General features: G+C 42.1%; 24 protein-coding genes. 23 read left to right on the forward strand and 1 reads right to left on the reverse strand.

Annotated features, from left to right (window positions below):
• The first annotated feature begins 251 nt into the window (after positions 1 to 251).
• The 8 genes from LI164_RS14160 (at position 252) to LI164_RS14195 (ending at position 5,498) form a co-directional block, all read left to right on the forward strand.
• Entirely contained in the window at positions 252 to 1,037 is a 786-nt protein-coding gene (locus LI164_RS14160) for a transposase (RefSeq protein ID WP_227079270.1), read from the forward strand.
• Positions 1,038 to 1,129: 92 nt separating this feature from the next.
• Positions 1,130 to 2,461: a CCA tRNA nucleotidyltransferase gene (locus tag LI164_RS14165; protein ID WP_117495808.1), complete on the forward strand. Its 1,332-nt coding sequence runs from the start codon at positions 1,130 to 1,132 to the stop codon at positions 2,459 to 2,461.
• 126 nt (positions 2,462 to 2,587) lie between these two features.
• The gene (locus LI164_RS14170) at positions 2,588 to 3,610 is read left to right on the forward strand and encodes a MarR family transcriptional regulator (RefSeq protein WP_117606247.1); all 1,023 of its coding nucleotides are present in this window, start codon (positions 2,588 to 2,590) and stop codon (positions 3,608 to 3,610) included.
• A 131-nt stretch (positions 3,611 to 3,741) separates the two neighbouring features.
• On the forward strand, positions 3,742 to 4,017 hold the full coding sequence (locus tag LI164_RS14175) for an HU family DNA-binding protein (RefSeq protein WP_005335218.1): 276 nt from the start codon (positions 3,742 to 3,744) through the stop codon (positions 4,015 to 4,017).
• Between the two features lie 155 nt (positions 4,018 to 4,172).
• Positions 4,173 to 4,412, forward strand: coding sequence for an RNA-binding S4 domain-containing protein (locus LI164_RS14180; protein WP_005335220.1), 240 nt, complete (start codon positions 4,173 to 4,175; stop codon positions 4,410 to 4,412).
• A gap of 49 nt (positions 4,413 to 4,461) precedes the next feature.
• Entirely contained in the window at positions 4,462 to 4,758 is a 297-nt protein-coding gene (gene yabP, locus LI164_RS14185) for a sporulation protein YabP (RefSeq protein WP_005335222.1), read from the forward strand.
• Between the two features lie 27 nt (positions 4,759 to 4,785).
• Positions 4,786 to 5,097 (forward strand): spore cortex biosynthesis protein YabQ, encoded by a 312-nt coding sequence (gene yabQ / locus LI164_RS16380; RefSeq protein ID WP_005335224.1) that lies wholly within the window; start codon positions 4,786 to 4,788, stop codon positions 5,095 to 5,097.
• 77 nt (positions 5,098 to 5,174) lie between these two features.
• The gene (locus LI164_RS14195; protein WP_040015635.1) at positions 5,175 to 5,498 is read left to right on the forward strand and encodes a septum formation initiator family protein; all 324 of its coding nucleotides are present in this window, start codon (positions 5,175 to 5,177) and stop codon (positions 5,496 to 5,498) included.
• Between the two features lie 180 nt (positions 5,499 to 5,678).
• Here LI164_RS14195 and LI164_RS14200 read toward each other — a convergent pair whose 3' ends face one another.
• Complete coding sequence (locus LI164_RS14200) at positions 5,679 to 5,849, reverse strand: hypothetical protein (protein WP_227087303.1); 171 nt, start codon at positions 5,847 to 5,849, stop codon at positions 5,679 to 5,681.
• A 586-nt stretch (positions 5,850 to 6,435) separates the two neighbouring features.
• On the opposite strand from LI164_RS14200, the gene LI164_RS14205 reads away from it, so the two are divergent.
• The 15 genes from LI164_RS14205 to LI164_RS14275 all read left to right on the forward strand — a co-directional run bounded on the left by LI164_RS14205 (position 6,436) and on the right by LI164_RS14275 (position 23,611).
• On the forward strand, positions 6,436 to 7,845 hold the full coding sequence (locus LI164_RS14205) for a SpoIIE family protein phosphatase (RefSeq protein ID WP_227087304.1): 1,410 nt from the start codon (positions 6,436 to 6,438) through the stop codon (positions 7,843 to 7,845).
• A 324-nt stretch (positions 7,846 to 8,169) separates the two neighbouring features.
• Complete coding sequence (gene tilS / locus LI164_RS14210; protein ID WP_227087305.1) at positions 8,170 to 9,720, forward strand: tRNA lysidine(34) synthetase TilS; 1,551 nt, start codon at positions 8,170 to 8,172, stop codon at positions 9,718 to 9,720.
• Positions 9,692 to 10,219, forward strand: a complete 528-nt coding sequence (gene hpt / locus LI164_RS14215; protein ID WP_005337320.1) for a hypoxanthine phosphoribosyltransferase — start codon at positions 9,692 to 9,694, stop codon at positions 10,217 to 10,219. The genes tilS and hpt overlap by 29 nt, the downstream gene beginning before the upstream one ends.
• Positions 10,220 to 10,234: 15 nt before the next feature.
• Positions 10,235 to 12,073: an ATP-dependent zinc metalloprotease FtsH gene (gene ftsH, locus LI164_RS14220; protein WP_117495813.1), complete on the forward strand. Its 1,839-nt coding sequence runs from the start codon at positions 10,235 to 10,237 to the stop codon at positions 12,071 to 12,073.
• Entirely contained in the window at positions 12,074 to 14,125 is a 2,052-nt protein-coding gene (locus LI164_RS14225) for a glycoside hydrolase family 13 protein (RefSeq protein WP_227087306.1), read from the forward strand. It begins immediately after the preceding gene.
• Complete coding sequence (gene map, locus LI164_RS14230; protein WP_005335270.1) at positions 14,118 to 14,927, forward strand: type I methionyl aminopeptidase; 810 nt, start codon at positions 14,118 to 14,120, stop codon at positions 14,925 to 14,927. The genes LI164_RS14225 and map overlap by 8 nt, the downstream gene beginning before the upstream one ends.
• A gap of 121 nt (positions 14,928 to 15,048) precedes the next feature.
• On the forward strand, positions 15,049 to 16,125 hold the full coding sequence (locus LI164_RS14235; RefSeq protein ID WP_040015637.1) for a 6-phosphofructokinase: 1,077 nt from the start codon (positions 15,049 to 15,051) through the stop codon (positions 16,123 to 16,125).
• A gap of 5 nt (positions 16,126 to 16,130) precedes the next feature.
• Complete coding sequence (gene dnaX, locus LI164_RS14240; protein ID WP_147567463.1) at positions 16,131 to 17,708, forward strand: DNA polymerase III subunit gamma/tau; 1,578 nt, start codon at positions 16,131 to 16,133, stop codon at positions 17,706 to 17,708.
• 2 nt (positions 17,709 to 17,710) lie between these two features.
• Positions 17,711 to 18,052 (forward strand): YbaB/EbfC family nucleoid-associated protein, encoded by a 342-nt coding sequence (locus tag LI164_RS14245; protein ID WP_005335276.1) that lies wholly within the window; start codon positions 17,711 to 17,713, stop codon positions 18,050 to 18,052.
• Complete coding sequence (gene recR, locus LI164_RS14250; protein ID WP_005335277.1) at positions 18,039 to 18,635, forward strand: recombination mediator RecR; 597 nt, start codon at positions 18,039 to 18,041, stop codon at positions 18,633 to 18,635. Before LI164_RS14245 ends, recR begins: the two co-directional genes overlap by 14 nt.
• A 238-nt stretch (positions 18,636 to 18,873) precedes the next feature.
• Complete coding sequence (gene fsa, locus LI164_RS14255; protein ID WP_005335290.1) at positions 18,874 to 19,527, forward strand: fructose-6-phosphate aldolase; 654 nt, start codon at positions 18,874 to 18,876, stop codon at positions 19,525 to 19,527.
• Positions 19,528 to 19,619: 92 nt separating this feature from the next.
• Entirely contained in the window at positions 19,620 to 20,081 is a 462-nt protein-coding gene (locus LI164_RS14260; RefSeq protein ID WP_117495817.1) for a phosphohydrolase, read from the forward strand.
• Positions 20,082 to 20,198: 117 nt separating this feature from the next.
• A complete protein-coding gene (locus tag LI164_RS14265; RefSeq protein ID WP_227087307.1) occupies positions 20,199 to 21,365 on the forward strand; it encodes a LysM peptidoglycan-binding domain-containing protein in 1,167 nt (388 codons plus the stop codon).
• Positions 21,366 to 21,418: 53 nt separating this feature from the next.
• Positions 21,419 to 22,666, forward strand: a complete 1,248-nt coding sequence (locus LI164_RS14270) for a DUF5711 family protein (protein WP_173794276.1) — start codon at positions 21,419 to 21,421, stop codon at positions 22,664 to 22,666.
• A gap of 9 nt (positions 22,667 to 22,675) precedes the next feature.
• On the forward strand, positions 22,676 to 23,611 hold the full coding sequence (locus tag LI164_RS14275; RefSeq protein WP_117657406.1) for a CvpA family protein: 936 nt from the start codon (positions 22,676 to 22,678) through the stop codon (positions 23,609 to 23,611).
• Positions 23,612 to 23,674: the final 63 nt, after the last annotated feature.

Consider the following 23,674-nt stretch of genomic DNA (forward strand, 5'->3'; position numbering starts at 1 on the left):
GTGTCAAAGCCTCAATAATTACAATTTTATCCTTAACTTAATGACATTGTTTTTAAAAAACCTCCGTCCCCAATTGAATTTTATGGTATTGTGTTCGTAAATTTCTTGCATTATAGAAACAAATGTGTTAATTTAATTCTACAACGCAATTCTTGTTATTCATGATATTTCTACATTATTATCAGTATTTGGCGTGTCGCCGAGAATTGCCAACATTTATAGAAGAAAAGTAGATAGGGAGGAGGATGCCTATGCCGAGAAGAGCAAGGCGTGAAAGTGCAACGGGTTTTTATCATATTGTATCCAGAGGTTTGGATCGGGAAAATATTTTCGGTGAAAAACGCGAAAAAACCAGGTTTTTGAATTTGCTTAAAGACAATTTAAAAGATTGTAATATTGAGATCTATGCATATTGTGTTATGTCAAATCATTTTCACCTTTTAGCAAAAGCTGAGAAAGAAATTATGCCAATATTTATGGCAAAAGTGCTGGGAAGATATGCGAAATATTATAATTATAAGCATAATCGTACGGGTTATGTATTTGAAAATCGATATAATACGCAGTGTATAGAAGATGAAAGGTATTTTTGGAGCTGCTTGCGTTATATTCATATGAATCCAGTAAAAGCAAAAATATGTAGTAACATAATGCAATATGAACATAGCAGTATGAGGGAATATACTGGGAAAAGAAAGAATAGAGAAGTATTAAGTGAAAAAGCATTAAAGTTATATGAGGAAAAATTTAAAGATGGGACATCAATTGGAACTTTTCATCAGGAAAAGGATGAAAATGTGTTTTTAGATACAGAAGAGGAAGAGTATAGGCAGTATGTAGAATTGGCGTGGGAAATACTTTGGAACATGCAAGAACAAAGACAACTTCAAGGATTGGAGATTTTACAGTTCGTAGAAAGTAGAGTGCAATTCGAAAATGCAGTAAAAGAAAAGCTAGGAGTCTCGAAAAGTTATGTAAAGAGGATTAGAAAACAAATTGAAGGTGAACTTTACACAATTCAAAAGGGGACAGGATAAGATTCAATTGGGGACGGAGTTTTTTTGAAAAAAACACGTCCCCAATTGAAAGTGTGTTATAATAATACAGATTAATAAGGAGGCATATGAGAATGGAAAACCGGAAGATTGTATTACCTGAGAATGTGAAAAAGATTATAGAGACGCTTCAGACACATGGTTATGAGGCTTATGCGGTCGGAGGATGTGTACGGGATTCCGTATTGGGACGAATTCCTCAAGATTGGGATATTACAACTTCTGCGATGCCTCAGGAAACAAAAACATTGTTTGATAAGACATTTGATACAGGGATTGAGCATGGAACAATTACAGTTTTGCTCGATCATGAAGGATACGAGGTGACGACCTATCGAATTGATGGAAAATATGAAGATAACAGACATCCGAAGGAGGTTACATTTACTAGGTCGTTAAAAGAGGATCTTCTCCGTCGAGATTTTACAATCAATGCGATGGCATATAATGATGCAGATGGACTTGTAGATATTTTTGGCGGAATGGAAGATTTGAAAAAAGGAGTTATTCGCTGTGTGGGAGATGCAACGGCAAGATTTTCGGAAGATGCTTTGCGTATATTAAGAGGAATACGGTTTGCGGCACAGCTTGGATTTGAAATTGATGACGAGGCGAGAATGGCTATGAAAGAGCTGGCTCCAACGCTTCGGAAAATTAGTGCAGAGCGAATTCAGGTGGAACTGGTAAAAACGTTAGTTTCTGATAGACCGGATATGTTACGGACAGCTTATGAGCTTGGAATTACAAAGCAGTTTTTGCCGGAATTTGATCTTCTTATGAAGACGGAACAGGAGACGCCACACCATATGTACAATGTAGGGGAGCATACATTACATGCATTAATGAGGGTGCGTCCGGATAGAATATTACGTATTACAATGTTGCTTCATGACATGGGGAAACCTGAGTACAAGACTATGGATGAGACGGGACAGGCACATTTTAAAAAACATGCAATTGGTAGTGAGCATATTGCCAAAGAAATTTTAAAAAGATTAAAATTTGATAATGAGACAATTCGAACTGTTGCAAGGCTGGTGCTTTATCATGATTATCGTATGCCGGCAGAAGCGAAAAATGTAAGGAGAGCCATGAATAAGATTGGCGAAGACATTTTCGAATATTATATGGAAGTGAGACGTGCGGATGTGTTAGCACAGAGTACATATTTGCGGGAACGAAAACTAAAAAATTTAGATGATATAGAAACACTGTATGCAAAAATTAAAGAGGCGAAGCAATGTGTTTCATTGAAAGAACTGGCTGTAAGTGGTAGCGATTTGATAGCTATTGGAATTAAGCCAGGAAAAGAAATTGGTGAAATATTGAATCGATTACTGGAAATGGTTATAGAAGATCCGGAATTGAATCAGAAAGAAATTTTACTGAAAAAAGCTACAATTTAAAAAGGGACAGGTTGAAGTTCAAATGGGGACGGGGTTTTTTTGAAAAAACCCCGTCCCCATTTGCATATTTTCGCAATTGTTTTCATAGGATAGAGAGAATATGTAGTAGAGTGCAGGGGGCTGAATATGCAAGATTATGAACGAGATAATATATTAGAACAATATGAAATTGCCGTAAATAGCACCCGGAAGACCAGGGGTGCTATTTTATGCAGCACAGATAAGGGTGTGTTTTTAATGAGAGAGGTAGGGGTATCTGAAAAGAGGCTTCCTGCGCTTATCGAATTGTATGAGTATTTTATGGATTATGGTTATCAAACTATAGATATGCCAGTGAAAAACCGGGAAGGAGATTATGTGACAAAGGGGGTTGATGGAAGTATTTACATGCTTAGACGAATGCCGCCGGGACGGGAATGCGATGTAAGAAGAGCGGCAGAACTTTTTGAGGCAGCAGGTAATTTGGCGAAGATACATTTGTTGATGAGAAAAAAAATAATGGAAAATGTGTCGGAAGCGGAGAATTTGGAGGAGGGGTATATAAGACATAATCGAGAATTACGTAAAGTGCGGGCATACATCAGAAATGTTTCTCCGAAAGGGGAGTTTGAATATTTGTTCCTGGAGTATTTTGATCAGATGGAAGCATGGGCAGACGCAGCGGTTAAAAGCCTGAAAGCTTCGGGATATAAACAGCTTTATCAACAAAGCATTGATGCAGGATATATGGTACATGGTGAATACAATTACCACAATATTTTGTTTGATGCGACTTCTGAAAAAGATAATTATGGGCATAGAAAGTTAAATGTTTACACGGTGAATTTTGATCATTTTAAAAAGAATGTTCAAGTAGAGGATTTGTATTATTTCTTAAGAAAGGCAATGGAAAAACAAGGTTTCAAAGAATGGATCAGCGATGGAATACTCAATGCATATTCAGCAATTATACCGTTGGGGAAAAATGAATTGGAGTATTTGAAAAATAGATTGATGTATCCAGAAAAATTTTTTAAAGTTGCAAATTCATATTATCATTCAAATAAAGCATGGATATCAATAAAAAATGTTGAAAAAATGCAGATGGCAGTTAGACAAATGAAGGAAAAAGAACATTTTTTAAATCACTTTTTTGATGCTCGGATTTGAATCTTAAAAATGCCTAAAAAGCCTATAAATACGCGGTAAAAAGGGTAAATATCCTTGACAAATATAGGGAAAACAGGTATAACAATATCTAGAGGCAGGGTGCCTAGATAAACAGGAGGAGGAAATTATCCATGAACAAAACAGAATTAGTAGCAGCTATTGCTGACAAAGCAGAGATTTCTAAGAAAGATTCTGAAAAAGCTTTAAAAGCTTTTGTTGATGTAGTTACAGAAGAACTTAAGAAAGGTCATAAGATTCAGTTAGTTGGATTCGGAACATTCGAGACAAGCGAGAGAGCTGCAAGAGAGGGAAGAAATCCGTCTACAGGGGAGACAATGAAGATTGAAGCTTGCAAAGCACCTAAGTTCAAAGCTGGTAAAGCATTAAAAGACGCTGTTAACGAGTAATGGATTAGTTCTAGATAAGTGTACGGGCGGGGAGTTGTTGGCTCCTCGTTCTTTTTGGTATATGGAAATTGTGTGTAAGAAGCGTACAATTTAATTGGGGACGGGGTTTTTTTGAAAAAACCCCGTCCCCAATTGGAAGAAAATGGAGAAATATTATGAGATTAGATAAATTTTTGAAGGTGTCGCGTTTAATCAAGCGCAGAACGGTTGCAAATGAAGCTTGTGATGCTGGGCGAGTGCTGGTCAATGGTAGTGTTGCGAAGGCTTCCGTCAAGGTTAAAGTCGGAGATATTATTGAAATTCAGTTTGGTACAAGAACTGTGAAAGTTGAAGTCCTGGATATTCAGGAGACGACGAAGAAGGAAGAGGCGAAAGACTTGTTCAAATATCTGTAATAAATGCAGGGTACCTTTCATATGATTACTAAGAAAGGTTGTGATGTGCATGGATGAGAGAAATGTATCAAAACCAGCTATGCGGGGGCATAAACTGGTTTTGAATAACCGGACCGCAAGTCTGGTGACGGGTGTGAAGGATGTATTATCTTTTGATTTGAATGAAGTTCTACTGGAAACGGAGCAGGGAATGTTGATGGTGAAGGGGACGGACCTTCATGTAAACCGGCTGAGTCTGGAAAAAGGAGAAGTGGATTTGTCCGGAAATATTGACAGTATTGCTTATTCGGATGTGCATGCAGAACAAAAACAGGGAGAGAATTTATTTGCACGTTTGTTTCGTTAATGTGTGTGGAAAGTTGCAGGAAAGTCAATGATTGGGATTGAAAAAGAATTATTAATTTTTCTGACTGCATTTTCATCTGGATTATTTTTAAGAGGAACATACAGATGCCTGGAATGCTTCCGGGATATTGTGAAACATTCGTTTCTCGCAGTCGGAATAGAGGACTTGTTTTACTGGATTTTTGTGGAAATGTATCTGTTTGTGCAAATTTACCACACTAGTAGTGGTAGTGTGCGCTGGTATTATATACTAGGTGTTGTAGTTGGAGCGTGCTTGATGTCATGGCTTTTGCAGAAAGTTAAAAAAATGTGTAAAAAAATCTACACCCGTAAAACTTGATAAATTTCAGGAAAAAAGTTATTATTATAAAAAGGTATAAATCGGTGTGGGAACCGAAGACAAGGGTGAGTATTAATATGAAAGATACAAGGCGTAATAGCCGTAAGAGAAGGTCCAGGAGGCGGACGAATCAACACAAGTTGAGTGTGCTTGTAATTACAGGTGTAATTCTTTTGATGACAGCACTTGTAGTGGTCGGTGGAATTTCTCTTCGGGCGAAGGAGAAAAGTTATTTGGCTCAGGAGACGGAGCTTAAGAAACAGATAGATGAAGAGAAAGCCAGATCACAGGAGATAGATGATATGGAAGCATACGTTGGAACTGACGAGTATGTGGAAGAGATTGCGAAGGAAAAGCTTGGTCTGGTGAATGAAAATGAGATCATATTAAAAGCAAAGTAACGAATGAAAAAGCTTTGGGCGAAAGCCCGAAGCTTTTTTGTATAATAGGATTAGGGTGTCAAAAGACACGTTAATTAATATATGATTTTATTTGTACCTTGAAAATTTAACACGAATTGCGTTTGAGTTTTGCCTTAGACTTGTGGACTAACGATATTGCAGATGACTTTCTTGGTTGTTTTATGCCGTTTCTATTTTTGGAGCGCAATTATTCAAGCTATTGATATAATCCAATAGCTTTTGAAAATCCAATGCTGCTATCTGCGAATTTTCTTCACTGCTATAAGCACCATCTGCAACAATAAAAGCTCCTTCATCAAAAGTATTCTGTTGTTCCAGATAGTCTTTCATAAACTGATTATCAGCGTATATATCAGCTGGGAGATGACTCCCACCTCTATAGGTGGTGAGAAACAAGCTGGTATCAGTGGTGGGAGTCAATCCCCCAGCTGATATAGCCTCCGGCAGGGCGCACATTGTCCGGTGGACAATGGTTTTGCGCCGACCGAAACGGAGTGTAGACTTGCAGAGGTGCGCAGTAGAAGTATGTCATGCAATTGCATGATGCGCACCTCGCAGCAAGAATGCCGAGGCATTCTTGAATTTACCAGATATCGATATGATTTCATTTCATATATCGTGTTAAGTTTTCAAGGTACAAATATATATCAAAGGTCAGTGACCTTTTGACACCCTAATCATAATAGAAATTGCATTTCCTATTATATAAAAAAGCCTCCGGCAGGGCGCACATTGTCCGGTGGACAATGGTTTTGCGCCGACCGAAACGGAGTGTAGACTTGCAGAGGCGCGCAGTAGAAGTAAGTCATGCAATTGCATGACGCGCACCTCACAACAAGAATGCCGAGGCATTCTTGAAAAAAGCGGAGCGGGAATACGAAAGCTGAGATAGAAGAATTAGTAAGGGGAGATTTTTATGCAGGAATTGAAAGAGCGGGGAGCACAGATTTTCACGAATCCGTATGTGATTCAAGTAGACAAGTTTGCGGGATCTTTAAAGAAGCTGTCAGATACATTTTCAAAGCTGGAGGATTATCGCGCCACATTTACAAATGAGGAAAATGACGATATTTTTGAGCGTGTGACTCAGAAGGTGTGCCGGGAGTGTGAAAATCGAGAAAAATGTCTGGGGGAGAGACGGCAGCAAACGTATCATATGATGCGGGAAATTCTGTGTGCGGTTCAGGACTACGGTGCCGAGCTAAATGTGGAATTAAAACGCAGGCTTATGAAGCAGTGCCTTTTGGCACCGAGATTTTTGCGGGAGACACTGGAAAATTATGAAAATGTGAGACAGAAGTTGATATGGAATAATAAAATGGTACAGAACCGGGAGGGCTTTGCTGCGCAGTTAAATGACCTGGCGAAGACTTTGTGCTATACGACTCACGAGCTGGATGCCGGGATATTTGAAGATGAGCATTTGAAAAAGAAAATCCGAAATCAGTTAAAAAAGTCCGGAATCAAGATTTTGTCCTCGGTTTTTTATATGACCGCCCAGGGGAAATATGAGATACATTTGACGTTAAAGGCGTCCAAGGGGCATATTGTCGCTATGAAAGAACTGGCGTCAGAAGTTGGGAAAATGGCAGGCCGGATCATGGTTCCCGGGAGGGGAGAACGCCCAATTATCGGGGACGAGTACTGCACAGTTGCCTGTGTGGAAGGAGCAAGATTTCACACGATCCAGGGTGTGGCCAAAATAGGAAAAGGCAGCGAGAAAATTTCCGGAGATACATTTTTGACCTCGGACTTGCCGGGAGGAAGAAAAGGTGTGGCACTGTCAGACGGTATGGGTTCAGGTGAGCGCGCATTTCGGGAGAGTACGATGGTAGTGGAGATGTTAGAAGAGCTTTTAAACGCTGGATTCCCGGTAAAAACGGCAGTTCAGATTATGAATACAGCCCTCGTGACCGGTCGGGAAGAAGTAATGTTTTCCACGATTGATGTGGCGATTATTGATCTGTACGATGCAAGCTGTGAGATAGTAAAAGCAGGAGCAGCCACTACATATATAAAACGAAAAGATGAGGTGGAGGAAGTGCATTCTATTTCCCTTCCGATTGGTGCGCTGGCAAGGATTGATATAGAACCGGAGCGGCGACAACTTGAAGATGGAGACTTTCTTATTATGGTGACAGACGGTGTATTGGACACCTTGCCGACGGGGAAACAGGACAGCCTCATGGAAGAATTCATTTGTCAGGTGGAGTCCCAGAATCCGGGAGAAATGGCACATCACATTTTGAACCGGGTCATGGAATATGCAGGCGCAGCGCCTCTTGATGATATGACAATTCTTGTGACAGGAATTTGGAAGCTTTAGAATATCATTGTAGTTGAAGTATTTGCCTCTAAGAATAAAAAAGGAATATGGTCTATATGTAAATAGTGAAATAGAGAAAATATATGGAAAACTTGCAATTTGCGGGCAAATTTTATATATTGATATCAGATATTGCCCACGATTCGCATATTGTGGAGCATATTGCGGAGCATATTGTGAAGTATAGTGTGAAGCATATTGTGAAGCTTACACTTCACTTTTAGGCTCATATTTGGGCAGAAATCAAAGTCATTCTTGAATAACAAATAAGCGAGGAAATGTTTGGGCAGATGATTAGAGAGTCGTCCTAACAGGATAAAGCAGATGTATCAGAGAGTAAAAGCTTATGTAGAAGAACAGCATATGCTGGAGAAAAAGGACAGAGTAATTGTAGGCGTATCGGGAGGTGCAGATTCCGTATGCCTGCTTTTTGTGCTTACAAAGCTTCGGGATGAACGACAAAAAAGCGGAGATGGAACATTGGAAATTACGGCGGTGCATGTACATCATGGCCTTCGCGGAGACAGTGCTGACGCAGACGAGCGTTATGTGCGGAAAATTTGTGATGCGTGGAATGTTCCGCTTGTTGTTTATCATAAGAATATAAGAGAACTTGCAAAATGCTGGAATATGTCTGAAGAGGAAGCGGGCAGAAAGGCCAGGAGAGAGGCATTTCTGGAAGTAAGAAACCAGTATAGTGATGTTCCATGTGACAATGCTCAATATGGTGATATCCAGGTCCATCATGCTGAGTGTGCCAATGGCAGACAAGAGAGCACGCAAGGTTTTGGGAAAATTGCGCTGGCACACCACAGAAATGATGAGGCCGAGACCGTGTTATTTCATTTGTGCCGGGGAACAGATGTCCGGGGACTTGGCGGGATTGCGCCGGTGTCCGGATTTTGGATTCGTCCACTTCTTAATATAGGAAGAAATGAGATTGAATCATATCTAGAAAAAGTGGGAATATCTTATTGTACAGACGAGACGAATGCAGAAAATGTTTATGCAAGAAATAAGCTTCGTAATCAGGTTATTCCACAACTGGAGGAAATAAATGAACAGGCAGTCTGGCACATTTCCAGAACAGCTCAGAGCGTGCGTGAACTTTGGAGTTATGTGGATATGCAGATTGAGGAGTATAAGAAAAAAGTGTTGCAGATAGAGCCACAATCATGTCGGAAAGAAACAAATCTTGCTACAGGAGCTATTAGTCTGATTCTGAATAAAAATGAATATGACAAAGTCCCGGTACCGTTAAAAAGTTATGTGATCCACCGGATCATCTGTGAAGCTGCGGGGCACGAGAAGGATATCAGTGCAGTACATGTACAGGCGGTAGAGGAGCTTTTGAACCGGCAGGTGGGACGGAAAATAGATTTGCCTTATGCTGTGACGGCGAGCCGCATTTATGGAGGAGTGAAGTTTGAAAAGAAACCAGTCATTTCTACAAAAATGATTGATCCAAACCATTTAAATGATGAAAATATAGAAAATCCAGAGGCTTTGTTTCAGTTCCGCATTTTCGAAAGACCACCTGGAATGAAAGCATTTCCCGAAAAAACCTACACGAAATGGTTCGATTATGATATAATTAATAACACTGTGGAAATCAGACACAGACAGGCCGGAGATGTCCTTGCAATTAATAAAAATGGAGGAACGCAAAGGCTGAAAAAGTATTTTATTAATGAGAAAATTTCGCAGGAAGAGCGAGAGAAAGTCTGGCTGGTGGCAGATGGGCACGATATTATGTGGGTGGTCGGTCACAGACAGAGCCAGCGTTATCAGATTACAGAATCTACAAAAAAGATTTTAGAAATTCACTTTTGCAAAGGAGAAAATTATGGCAGAGACAGTAAGAGTATTAGTTGAGGAAGAAGAAGTTGATAAGAGGATCCGTGATCTTGGAGAGCAGATCAGTAAAGATTATGAAGGAAAAGAAGTGCATCTCATCTGTGTATTAAAAGGTGGCGTATTCTTTATGTGCGAACTGGCAAAGAGAATTACCGTGCCGGTGTCCATGGACTTTATGAGTGTTAGCAGTTATGGTGACGGAACAGCTTCAAGCGGTGTAGTTAAGATTGCAAAAGACCTTGATGAGACACTGGAAGGAAAAGATGTTCTGATCGTAGAAGATATCATTGATTCAGGAAGAACACTTTCTTATCTGATTGAAATTCTTAAAAAACGTGGACCAAAGAGCCTGAGACTTTGTACATTATTAGATAAACCGGAAAGACGTGTCAAAGACGTGAAGGTTGATTATGTCGGATTTAACATTCCAGATGAATTTGTTGTGGGCTACGGTCTGGATTATGCCCAGAAATATAGAAATCTTCCATACATCGGAGTTGTAGAAGGTGTGGAGTAGAAGGGAGCAAAAAGCTTGGACACTAGAAAAAATAAAGGAATCAGCGGAGCCGGTCTTTTAGTTCTTGTTGTATTCCTGTTTGCAGTGCTCTGGTTTACGAACATGTTCGAGAACCAGAGTGACAGACTTACCTGGAGTGAGTTTCAGACACTGGTTACAGGAGACAATGTAGACAGCATTTCTGTGATTCAGAATAAAAATGTGCCGACCGGACATGTGGAAATCAAACTGAAGAAGGAAGATAAAGACGGTAAGCAGGTGCGGTATCTGTATGTTTCAGATATTAATGAAGTGCAGGATTATCTGAAAGAGAATAAGCTGGACTATGATATGGCAGATGTTCCGCAGGACACATTGTTTTCAACAACAATTCTGCCGGTGCTTCTTACACTTGCAGGTGTGATGTTCATTTTTATGATGATGAACCGTCAGGGAGGAAATGCCGGAAGCAAAGCCATGAGCTTTGGAAAGAGTCGTGCAAAGTTAAGCACAGACAGCGACAAGAAGGTTACATTTGATCATGTTGCAGGACTGAAAGAAGAGAAAGAGGAGCTGGAGGAGATCGTTGATTTCCTGAAAGAACCTAAGAAATATATCCAGGTTGGAGCGCGTATCCCGAAAGGAGTTCTCCTTGTGGGACCTCCGGGAACCGGAAAGACACTGCTGGCCAAGGCAGTAGCCGGAGAGGCAGGAGTTCCGTTCTTTACTATTTCCGGATCTGATTTTGTGGAAATGTTTGTCGGAGTCGGAGCTTCCAGAGTCCGTGACTTATTCGAAGAGGCTAAGAAAAATGCACCGTGCATCATTTTTATCGATGAGATTGATGCAGTCGCAAGACGAAGAGGAACCGGTATGGGCGGCGGTCATGATGAGCGTGAGCAGACATTGAACCAGTTACTTGTTGAGATGGACGGATTCGGTGTCAATGAAGGGATCATTGTCATGGCAGCAACGAACCGTGTCGACATTCTGGATCCTGCAATCCTTCGTCCGGGACGTTTTGACCGTAAAGTCGTAGTCGGAAGACCGGATGTACAGGGAAGAGAAGAAATTTTAAAAGTTCACGCAAAGGGGAAACCGCTCAGTGAGGAGATCAATCTGAAACAGATCGCGCAGACAACTGCAGGATTTGCAGGAGCAGATCTTGAGAACTTATTAAATGAAGCGGCAATTCTGGCAGCAAAAGCAGGACGCCTCTTCTTAAAGCAGGAAGACATCCAGAAAGCATTTATCAAAGTCGGAATCGGAGCAGAGAAAAAGAGCCGTGTTATTTCTGAAAAAGAAAGAAGAATCACAGCTTTCCACGAGGCAGGTCATGCAATTTTGTTCCATGTCCTTCCGGACGTGGGACCGGTGTACAGTGTATCTATCATTCCGACCGGAAGTGCCGGCGGATATACGATGCCGCTTCCGGAGCAGGACGAAATGTTCAATACAAAAGGCAAGATGCTGCAGGATATCACAGTGGCACTTGGCGGCCGTGTTGCGGAAGAAATCATTTTTGATGATATTACGACAGGAGCTTCTCAGGATATTAAACAGGCGACTGGTATTGCGAAATCCATGGTAACGAAGTTCGGTATGTCTGAGAAAGTCGGACTGATCAATTACGACGATGACAGCGATGAAGTTTTCATCGGAAGAGATCTTGCCCATGCTTCCAGGGGTTACGGTGAGAATGTTGCCGGTGTGATCGATCAGGAAGTAAAACGGATCATAGATGAGTGCTATGCAAAGGCGAAGAGCATTATTCATGAGTACGATCATGTACTTCATGCATGTGCAGAACTGCTTTTGGAAAAAGAAAAGATTTCCAGAGAAGAGTTTGAAGCGTTGTTTGGAGATGAAGCATAGATGAATAAGAAAGCATTATTTTGCGACGGTACTTCGCAGTATGTGAATCCGTCCGAACCGGAGCGCAACGAAGAAGTTGTGTTCCGGTTCCGTACCGCTAAGGACGATGCAGAACATGTCTGCCTTGTTCACGAGAAAATCCGGTATGAGATGGAGAAGGCACAGACGGGCGAAGTATTTGACTATTATGAGATAAAAAGACAGCTGGGTGAGGAGCCGTTCCGGTATTATTTTGAGATCCGAAGCGGCAGTGAAGTATGCTATTATAACCGGTGCGGAGTGTCAGAGCGAGTGGTGTCAGACTATGATTATGTAGTCTGTCCGGGCTTTCGTACACCGAAGTGGGCGAAAGGCGCAGTCATGTATCAGATATTTACAGATCGTTTCTGCAACGGTGCCCCTGACAATGATGTGGAAGACCGGGAATATTACTATATCGGAGACTACAGTAGAAAAGTTACAGACTGGAACCGCTATCCGGCAACCATGGATGTGCGGGAATTCTATGGTGGAGATTTAAAAGGAGTCTGGGATAAACTGGACTATTTACAGGATCTTGGAGTAGAAGTGTTATACTTTAATCCAATTTTTGTATCTCCTTCCAATCACAAATATGACATTCAGGATTATGATTACATTGATCCTCATTATGGAGTGATTGTTGAAGACGGCGGAAATATACTGGCAGAGGGCGATCATGAAAATGCCAATGCCACGAAATATCAAAAACGAGTGACGGACAAAAAGAATCTGGAAGCCAGCAATGAATTTTTTGTTCAGTTTGTGGAAGAGGTGCATCGGCGCGGCATGAAGGTGATTCTGGATGGAGTGTTCAATCACTGTGGATCCTTCAATAAATGGCTGGACAGAGAGCGCATTTACGAGAAACAGGAAGGGTATGCGCCGGGAGCATATGTCAACGCAGACAGCCCGTATCGCAGCTATTTCCGGTTCTTTCAGGAAGAGCGGGAACGCTGGCCATACAATGGTTCATATGACGGATGGTGGGGACATGATACACTGCCGAAGCTGAACTACGAAGATTCACCGAAACTGGAAGCTTATATTTTTGAGATTGCGAAGAAATGGGTGTCACCGCCGTACAATGCGGATGGCTGGCGTTTGGATGTGGCAGCGGATCTTGGAAGAAGTAACGAGTACAATCACGAATTCTGGAAAAAGTTCCGTAAAGTTGTAAAAGAAGCAAATCCGGAAGCACTGATCCTGGCGGAGCATTACGGAGATCCAAGCGAGTGGCTGGAAGGTGATGAGTGGGATACCATCATGAACTACGACGCATTTATGGAGCCGGTCACCTGGTTTTTGACTGGGATGGAGAAGCACAGTGACGAGGCAAGAGAAGACTTAAGAGGCAACGCCGACGCATTTGTAAATGCGATACGTCATCACATGAGCAATATGATGACGCCGTCCCTGCAGGTTTCCATGAATGAATTGTCGAATCATGACCATTCCAGATTCCTGACGAGAACGAATCACAGAGTCGGCCGTGTGCAGGAACTGGGGGCAGAAGCAGCCAATGAAAATGTCAATGTGGCAGTTATGCGTGAGGCGGTCGTTATGCAGATGACGTGGCCGGGCGCACCAACTGTTTATTATGGCGACGAGGCCGGCGTGTGCGGCTTTACGGATCCAGACAACCGACGTACGTATCCGTGGGGGCATGAAGATCAGGAGCTGATTGCATTTCACAGAGAAATGATCCGGATTCACAAGCGATATCCGGTGTTCAGGGAAGGTTCTGTTCAGATGCTTGAGTGGCGGGAAAATGTATTGGCTTATGCAAGAACAGATCAGAACCAGCGGATTGTTGTAATCATTAATAACAGTGATGCTCTGGAGGAAGTAACGGTTCCTGTATGGCAGGCAGAAATCCCGATGCGTGGACGTATGAGAAGGCTGATGTATTCTTATCATGAGGGCTACACAACTGAGTACGAAGAGTATATAGTAGAAGATGGAGAGATAGTTGTAAACATGGGTGCGTACTCCGCACTTGTTTTGAAGGAGATGGACGTTAATTATGGATAGGTTAGACGTAAAACTTTGGGCGCTTGCAGAAAAAGGACAGATTGTTCCGGACCGGTCACTTCTTAAGACACCGGAGCAGATTGCCGAAATCAGAAAGAGTGCTGACCTCAACACAGCAGTACTGGATCATGTGGCTGCACATATCAAAGCTGGTATGAGCACAGCGCAGATCGATAAGCTTGTATATGATTTCACGACAGAACACGGAGGAATTCCGGCACCGCTTGGATATGAAGGATTTCCAAAGAGTGTGTGCACATCGATCAATAATGTTGTATGCCACGGAATTCCAAGTGAGAATGAAATCCTTGTAGAAGGGGATATTATCAATGTAGACGTATCAACCATTTTAAATGGATATTATTCAGATGCTTCTCGTATGTTCAAGATTGGAAATGTGTCCGAAAGAGCAGAACGGATCGTGCGTGTAACACAGGAGTGTGTAGAGCGTGGCCTAAAGGCAGCAAAGCCATGGGGGCATCTGGGAGATATTGCATATGCGATTAACACGCATGCAAAGAAAAATGGATATTCTGTTGTAGAGGAAATTGGAGGACATGGAATTGGTCTTGAATTCCACGAAGAGCCATTTGTAAGTTATGTAACACCAAAAGGCAGTGAAATGGTGCTTGTTCCTGGTATGATGTTCACAATCGAGCCGATGATCAACGAGGGAACACCGGAGTTCTATGTAGATGAGGATAACGGCTGGACCGTATATACAGATGATGACGGATTGTCAGCCCAGGTAGAGTACATGGTACTTGTAAAAGAAAAGAGTGTAGAAGTACTGACGAAATAATAGATAGCAAAGCTGTTTGATACTGGTTACAGCAACTGCTGCTGTGAGCAGATATGATTCCATAGACAGGAATTATTAGATGACTTTAAGATAATGACACGAGATGCAGGAGGAAAAACAGATGCTTAGAATTGGAATGTTGACAAGTGGTGGAGACTGTCAGGCACTGAATGCAGCAATGCGCGGCGTGGTGAAAGGACTGTTTCAGGCACGTAAAGACGTGGAGATTTATGGATTTGAAGAGGGATATAAAGGTTTGATCTACTCGAACTTCAGAATGCTTAAAGCTGAAGATTTCTCAGGAATTTTAACAGTCGGAGGAACAATCCTTGGAACTTCAAGACAGCCGTTCAAACTAATGCGTGTACCGGATGAAAATGGGCTGGACAAAGTAGAAGCTATGAAGCACACTTATCACAAGTTAAGTCTGGATTGTCTTGTGATCCTTGGTGGAAATGGAACTCATAAGACAGCAAACCTTCTGCGTGAGGAAGGCTTAAATGTTGTGACGCTTCCGAAGACGATCGATAACGATCTGTGGGGAACAGATATGACATTTGGATTCCACAGTGCGGTTGAAGTCGCAACAGATACGATCGATCGTATCCATACAACAGCAACTTCCCACAACCGTGTATTTATTATTGAGATCATGGGACATAAAGTTGGCTGGGTAACGCTGCACGCAGGAATTGCAGGCGGTGCCGACATTATTCTGCTTCCGGAGATTCCTTATGACATGGATGTGATTGCAGAGGCAATAGACAAACGTGCCAAATCAGGTAAAAAGTTTACCATTATCGCAGTGGCAGAAGGAGCTATTTCCAAGGAAGACGCGAAGCTTTCCAAGAAAGAATTAAAGGACAAACAGGCAAAGAAGAAATATCCTTCTGTAGCTTATGAGATGGCAGAAAAAGTTCAGAAGAGAACTCAGCAGGAAGTGCGTATCGCAATTCCCGGACACACACAAAGAGGTGGATCCCCGTGTCCATTTGACCGTGTATTGTCAACAAGACTCGGCGCAGAAGCTGCCCGCGCGATCTTAGATGAAAATTATGGTTGTATGATGTCCGTAAAGAATGATAAGATTGTTCGTGTCCCGCTTAGTGAAGTAGCAGGAAAGTTAAAATATGTTGATCCGAAGTCTGAGATCATCAGACAGGCAAAGATCACCGGAATTAGTTTTGGAGATGAATAATAACCATGTCATATATGGCTTTATACCGGAAATTCCGGCCAAATGAATTTGAAGATGTAAAGGGACAGGATGCAATTGTGCGGACGCTTAAGAATCAGATCGAAGCAGATCGTATCGGACACGCATACCTGTTCTGTGGAACAAGGGGAACCGGAAAAACAACGGTTGCCAAGATATTTGCAAAAGCAGTTAACTGTGAACACCCGGTAGACGGAAGCCCGTGTGGAGAGTGTGCAGTTTGTAAGGCGATTGCCGCAGGCAATTCCATGAATGTGATTGAAATCGATGCGGCTTCCAATAATGGTGTCGATAACATTCGTGAAATCCGGGAAGAGGTCGCCTATCGTCCAACAGAAGGACGTTATAAAGTGTATATCATTGATGAGGTGCATATGCTGTCTATCGGGGCCTTTAATGCACTTTTGAAGACGCTGGAAGAGCCGCCAGAGTATGTCATATTTATACTGGCGACTACAGAGGCGCATAAGATTCCAGTCACGATTTTAAGCCGGTGTCAGAGATATGATTTTAAACGCATTTCCATCGAGACTATTTCAGCAAGATTGCAGGAATTGATTAATAAAGAAGGATGGGATGTAGAAGAAAAGGCAGTCCGATATATTGCACGTATGGGAGACGGTTCCATGCGTGATGCATTAAGTCTCTTGGATCAGTGTGCTGCATTTTACATCGGACAGAAGCTGACATACGACCATGTGCTGGAAGTACTGGGGGCGGTGGACACGGAAGTATTCAGCCGACTGCTTCGTAAGATTTTGGACAGAGATGTACACAGTGTCGTTGAGATTGTAGATGAGTTGGTCATGCAGGGAAGAGAACTGTCGCAGCTCTCAGCAGATTTTACGTGGTATCTCAGAAACCTTCTGCTTGTCAGAAGCTCTGATGATATGGAAGATGTGTTAGATGTATCCAGTGAGAATCTGGCACGGCTGAAAGAAGAGGCTCAGATGATCGAGGATGATGCATTGATCCGGTATATCCGCGTATTTTCAGATCTGACCAGTCAGTTAAAATATTCAACCCAGAAGAGGGTCATGCTGGAGGTAGCACTGATTAAATTGTGTCGTCCGGCAATGGAGACAAATCCAGATACATTGCTTGACCGCCTGCGGGCAATAGAGGAAAAGCTGGAAAACGGTGATTTTATGGAAAATGCGGCGAGAGAACGTATTGTCTATGTAAATGGAGCGGAAGGAGCAGAACAGGAACCGAAGAAAAAACCGGAACTTCCGGAAGCTCTGAATGAAGATGTAAAACAAGTGGCAAAAGATTTCCGTAAACTCACATCGGATGCATCGCCAATGCTGCGGAATTATCTGAAGCAGGCAAGACTAAGTGCAGGAGAAGGAAACAGACTTCTGATTGTATTGCCGGATGCAGTAGGAGCCGGGGTAGTAGGAACAGAAGAACATAAAGAAGAAATCAGAAATCTGATCGAGAGTAAAATCGGAAAAAAACTGGACATCGATGTCCGTCAGGTAGAAGAAGGACGGAGATTTGAGGACAGTTTTGTAGATATAGAAAAACTAATCAATATGGATATTGTAGTGGAGGATGATTAATTATGGCAAAAAGAGGTGGATTTCCAGGAGGCGGAATGCCGGGGAACATGGCAAACTTAATGAAGCAGGCTCAAAAGATGCAGCGTCAGATGGAAGAGCAGGCAAAAGAAATGGAGACAAAAGAATTTACAGCAACTGCCGGTGGCGGAGCTGTAGAAGTCACAGTATCAGGATCCAAAAAACTTGTAAAAGTAAAACTGGATGAAGAAGTTGTAGATCCAGATGATGTAGAAATGTTAGAAGATCTCCTTGTGGCAGCAGTGAACGAGGCACTTGACAAAGTAGATGAAGCATCTGCAGCAAGTATGTCCAAATTCACAGGAGGCATGAATGGATTACTATAGTAACCAGATCAGCAAATTGATTGACGAGCTGTCCAGATTGCCGGGCATTGGTGCAAAGTCAGCATCCAGACTGGCATTTCATCTGATACATATGCCGAAAGAAGAAGTGAAACGTCTGGCAGACACTATGGTCGAGGCAAGAGAAAATGTACGTTACTGCAAAGAATGCTGCACCCTGACGGATCAGGAACTCTGCCCAATCTGTAGTAATTTAAATCGCGATCATAAGACAATTATGGTTGTAGAGAATACAAGAGACCTGGCAGCTTACGAAAAGACAGGAAAATACAACGGCGTCTACCATGTACTTCACGGTGCAATCTCCCCGATGCTTGGCATCGGTCCGGGAGACATCAAGCTGAAAGAACTGATCCGGCGCCTGGAAGGCGATGTAGAAGAAGTCATCATTGCGACAAATTCAAGCCTGGAAGGCGAGACGACCGCGATGTATATCAGCAAGCTGATAAAACCCACCGGAGTCAAAGTCAGCCGCATTGCCAGCGGCGTGCCGGTAGGCGGAGATCTGGAGTATATTGATGAAGTAACATTATTGCGCGCATTAGAAGGACGCACACAATTGTGAAAAGTGCTAAAAAAGAAAATTGGGGACGGGGTTTTTCTAAAAAAACCCGTCCCCAATTTTTTCAACTACCGCGTATTTTCGCCTTTTTTCTCCTCTCACACCTGTCCCAAATTGATTTGTGCAGTTTTACTGCTTGACAAAATATATCTTGATATATGCAGGCAACTGGTCTATAATTTGCTTAGGTGGGCAGTAAGAATGAACAATGAGTTCATAGATTAAAGGAGGAACAGAAAAAATGAAATTTTTCATCGACACAGCTAAGGTAGAAGACATCAAAAAGGCAAACGACATGGGAGTTATCTGCGGAGTAACAACAAATCCATCCCTGATTGCAAAAGAGGGAAGAGTATTTGAAGAAGTTATCGCAGAGATTGCATCTATCGTTGATGGACCAATCAGCGGTGAGGTTAAAGCTACAACTGTTGATGCTGAGGGAATGATCGAGGAAGGAAGAGCAATCGCAAAGATTCATCCGAACATGGTAGTTAAGATTCCGATGACAGTAGAGGGACTTAAGGCAGTTAAAGTTCTTACAGCTGAGGGAATCAAGACGAATGTTACACTTGTATTCTCTGCTAATCAGGCACTTCTTGCTGCAAGAGCAGGTGCTACATATGTATCACCATTCTTAGGACGTCTGGATGATATCTCTACAAGAGGAACAGATCTTATTGCAGAGATCGCAGAGATGTTCGCGGTTGCAGGTATTGAGACAGAAATCATCGCAGCAAGTGTACGTAACCCAATGCACGTTACAGAGTGTGCGCTTGCCGGAGCAGATATTGCTACAGTACCTTACAAGGTAATCGAGCAGATGACACATCATCCATTAACAGATCAGGGAATCGCAAAATTCCAGGCTGATTACAAAGCTGTATTTGGCGAGTAAGATCAGTGGAGATTATATAGAACTATGAATATGAGGGGCATGTCTTTGATGAGACATGCCTTTTTGCAATTCAAAGTGGGGAGTTATCAGTTATGTCAAAAAATAAATACGCCGCTAAACGAGAATTTTACAAGTCAATACAGGACCTGGCGGAGCATCCGGTCGTGCTGGAAATGAAAAAATATCCGCAGCATGGGAAAACAAACTGCTATAAACATTGTCTTAGGGTGGCTTATTGCAATTACTGTCTCTGTAAAATGTTTCATCTGGATGCGAGATCTGCGGCGCGGGCAGGTATGATCCATGATTTGTTCCTTTATGACTGGCACACGCATGCTGCCCAGACGGGGGAGCGGTTTCATGGTCTGAAGCATCCGGAAAAAGCATACCGAAATGCGAAGAAATATTTCCCATTAAATCAGATTGAAGTAGATATTATCCGGACACACATGTGGCCGGTGACATTTCGGACATTTCCGAGAACGAGAGAAGGCTGGGTTACGACCCTTACTGACAAGTATTGCAGTCTTCTGGAGACAGGACGTCGAAAGTAGGGGCGTGATGCCGTAAAGTTTCCGGGACAGGTCTCACCGATTGATAAATTATGCATATTTTCTGTGTTATCATTAACACCGCCATAGAGGCAAATATGTTTAATGAGGTGAGAGTATATGGAACGGCAGCTTCCGAAAAATGTAAGACAGATTGGAAATGTCTGTGATGAGCCAAAGATTTATGTGGAGGATTATGTAGACACATTTCTTGGGCAATTGCAGGAAAAAGCAATGGAGAAACCTGTAGCAGCGGCATTGACCGGGGAGATCACAAAATGTGAGGACAAGGTGGTTGTGTATATATCAGGAGCAATTCGGGCAGAAGATGTAGAAGTTGAAGGAACAAATTTAAAGATTCCCGAAGAAATTTGGGAAAAAATAGAGAAGGAACAAAAAGAGTATTTCAAAGGTCAGAAATTAATTGGCTGGTGTCTTTTGGAGACAGGACATCCAATGAGCATGAATCGGGGAGCGCAGGAGCTGCACCGGAAAATGTATGATCAGGAAAATACGATTTTTATATGGAAAGATGCTTCGTCAAGTGATGAGATGTATTTTGCTTATAAATATAATGAGCTGATGCAGATCGGCGGTCATTACATTTATTATGAAAAAAATCCACAAATGCAGAATTACATGATTAACACACGCAGGCAGAATGGCGTGACACCCAGTGAAATGGTTGAGGATCGAGCTGCAAAGGATTTTCGTAGTGCGGTGAGGCAGAGAATGGAGATTAAGGAGCAGAGTCAGAGTTCAAAATTATTATACGCGACCAGTGCGCTTCTTGTGGTGGTGGTACTGGCAATAGGTGTCTCAATGATGAATAATTTTGAACGCATGGAATCTGTACAGCAGTCACTTGAGCAGCTCGCAAGTGCGAAAGGAACAGAGGCAAAGGTGGATGATAATGCTCAGGTGAACGACCAGCGTGTGAATGGAGAAAATGAAAATCAAATTAATGCACAGTCTGAAGGGCAAAATCAAGAGGAAACAAAGGAAAATCAGAATAGTGAGACGGTTGCAGCCAGCGGTTCCGTAAAAGCTTCCAGTGATACAAAAAAATCAAACGACGCAAAATCAGAAGGAACGGTTCCGGAAGTGTCGACCGTACAGGAACAACTCAATCAGTCGGACTATTATACTGTGAAAAAAGGAGATACATTGGCAAGCATCAGTAAGAAGACATATGGGGATACCGGCCATGTAGAGGCAATTTGTAAAATGAACGGGCTGTCAGACGGGAACCTGATTTTCATCGGGCAAAAGCTATTGTTACCATAGCTCGGAGTGTGGTACAATAGGGAGAAATAATAAATATGAAGGGAATCTGAATATTGAATCGAAAGAATAAAGATCTGCGGGTGGTGCGGGACTCGGAAGATGTGGACAAACTGGTCAGGCGGATCATGGACAATACAGAAGATGAAGAAACACAGATGGCGCAACTGGAGGAACAGGTGAAGGCGCATAAAAAGAAAATCAGAATAAGAATTCTGATAGTAGTCATATTGATTATGGCAGCTTCTGTAGGAATCTATTTATTTATACATTTACAGACGTATACGAATGTGCGGGTGGCGAACACTTATCCGGAGGCAGGAAGTACGGACAGCAATTACAAGGAATTTTCGGAAGGTGTGATTCGTTACAGTAGAGATGGAATGGCATATTTGAGTCGGCAGGGGGAAGAGAAATGGAACCAGGCTTATCAGATCAAGACTCCGACTGTTGTAGCAGGAGATGATTGTGCAATAATTTTTGACAAAGGCGGTAATGACGTTGTCATTTTTCAAAAAGACGGTGTAAAGGGCGAGATTCATACAACGCTTCCGATAGAAAAAGCGACAGTATCCAGTCAGGGAATTGTGTGTGCGGTGTTGAAAGACAGTTCATCACCCAAAATCGTCTGTTATGATACTGCAGGAAATATCCTGGTGGAGCATAAGACATCGCTGACCGGAACAGGATACCCGATGGATGTTGCTATTTCATCAGATGCAGAAGTGATGCAGGTCACATATTTGTATACGCAGGACGGCAGTGTGACATCAAGGGTAGTTTACTATAATTTTGGCAGTGCAGGGGAACAGGAGACGGATCATCAGGTTACACAGGAAGAATATAAAGGAACACTGATGGCAGAAGGATTTTTTATGAACCAGAAGATTTCAGCAGTAGTCGGAGATAATATGCTGACAATATATCAAGGCGAAAGTGTTCCGAAAGAGACTAGTCAGATTAAGATAGACAAAGAGATAAAAAGCGTATTTCATGATAACAAATATATTGGTCTCATCTTGAAAAATGAAGGAAAAGGCGGTTATGAACTCCGGCTTTACAATACGTCGGGAAAGCAGACATTGTCAAAAGATTTTACCGGGGATTATGGAAATGTAAAATTAAGCGGCGGCCAGGTGATTATGTATGATGGAAATAACTGCAGTATTTTCCTGAAAAGCGGAATACAGAAATTTGAAGGAGAGATAGAAACGAATATTCGTGAAATTTTTCCAACTATGGGAGTTAATAAATACATTGTGATAAATGCAAACGGCATGGAGAATGTCCGTCTTGTAAAATAAGGAGAAGGTATGGAGTGGAATTGGTTAACGATAGCAGTAGCAGGAGTATTTCTACTGGGATTTTTGATTGGAATCTACCGGGGAGCGATTCGTATCGCTGTGTCACTTGCAACTACGATTTTAACAATTGTCATTGTAGTTGCAGCATCACCTTATGTTTCATCGGCAATAGAAAAGCATACGCCGATTGATGACATGATTAAAAGTCAGGTGACGAACACGATGGCAAAAGCGGCAGCTTCCCAGTTGACCGGAGGCAGTGATGACAGTGGTTCAACGGGAATTTCAGCAGAAAGTGTACGAAAAGCATTGAAGGCAGCAGGGATTAGTGAAGAAGAATTGCAATCTTACGGTGTGTCGGTAGATGATATTGTAAATGGAAAGATTACAGGAGAACAACTGGCACAGTATGGAATTTCCAGCAGTATTTTAGACGGTGTAAATAATGACGAAGTCAGCGAAGAAGTCAAAAATGCAATTGAGGGGGCGGATATTCCAAGAGATCTTCAGGTAGCAGCTATAGAAAAAGCAGATCTTCCAGCAGTATTTAAGACACAGTTGTCTACCAATAATAACAGTGAAATTTATTCACAACTGGGAGTACAGACATTTGCACAGTATGTAGGAGAATTCCTGTCAAAACTAATTATTCATATTATTGCATTCCTGGGAACATTTTTGATTGTGACCATTATATTGCGTGCAATTGTATTTGCACTTGATATTGTGGCAGAATTACCTGTGCTGGGATTCATTAACCGGCTTGCAGGCGGAGTTGTTGGACTTGGCTGTGCACTTATCATTGTATGGGTGGCATTTATTATTATCACAATGCTCTATATGACAAGCATTGGAAAAGAAGCCTATGAGCTGATTCAGAACAATGATATAATAAAAATGATATATGATTATAATCCGATTATGCAATTAGCGGTGAAATTTTAAAGCTTTGACACGTAGTATTTTAGTGAAATGCTACGTGTCAAACTGCGTTTAATGGAAACTCTT

This window comes from Dorea sp. 210702-DFI.3.125 (genome assembly GCF_020560945.1).
Lineage (GTDB): Bacteria > Bacillota > Clostridia > Lachnospirales > Lachnospiraceae > Dorea > Dorea formicigenerans.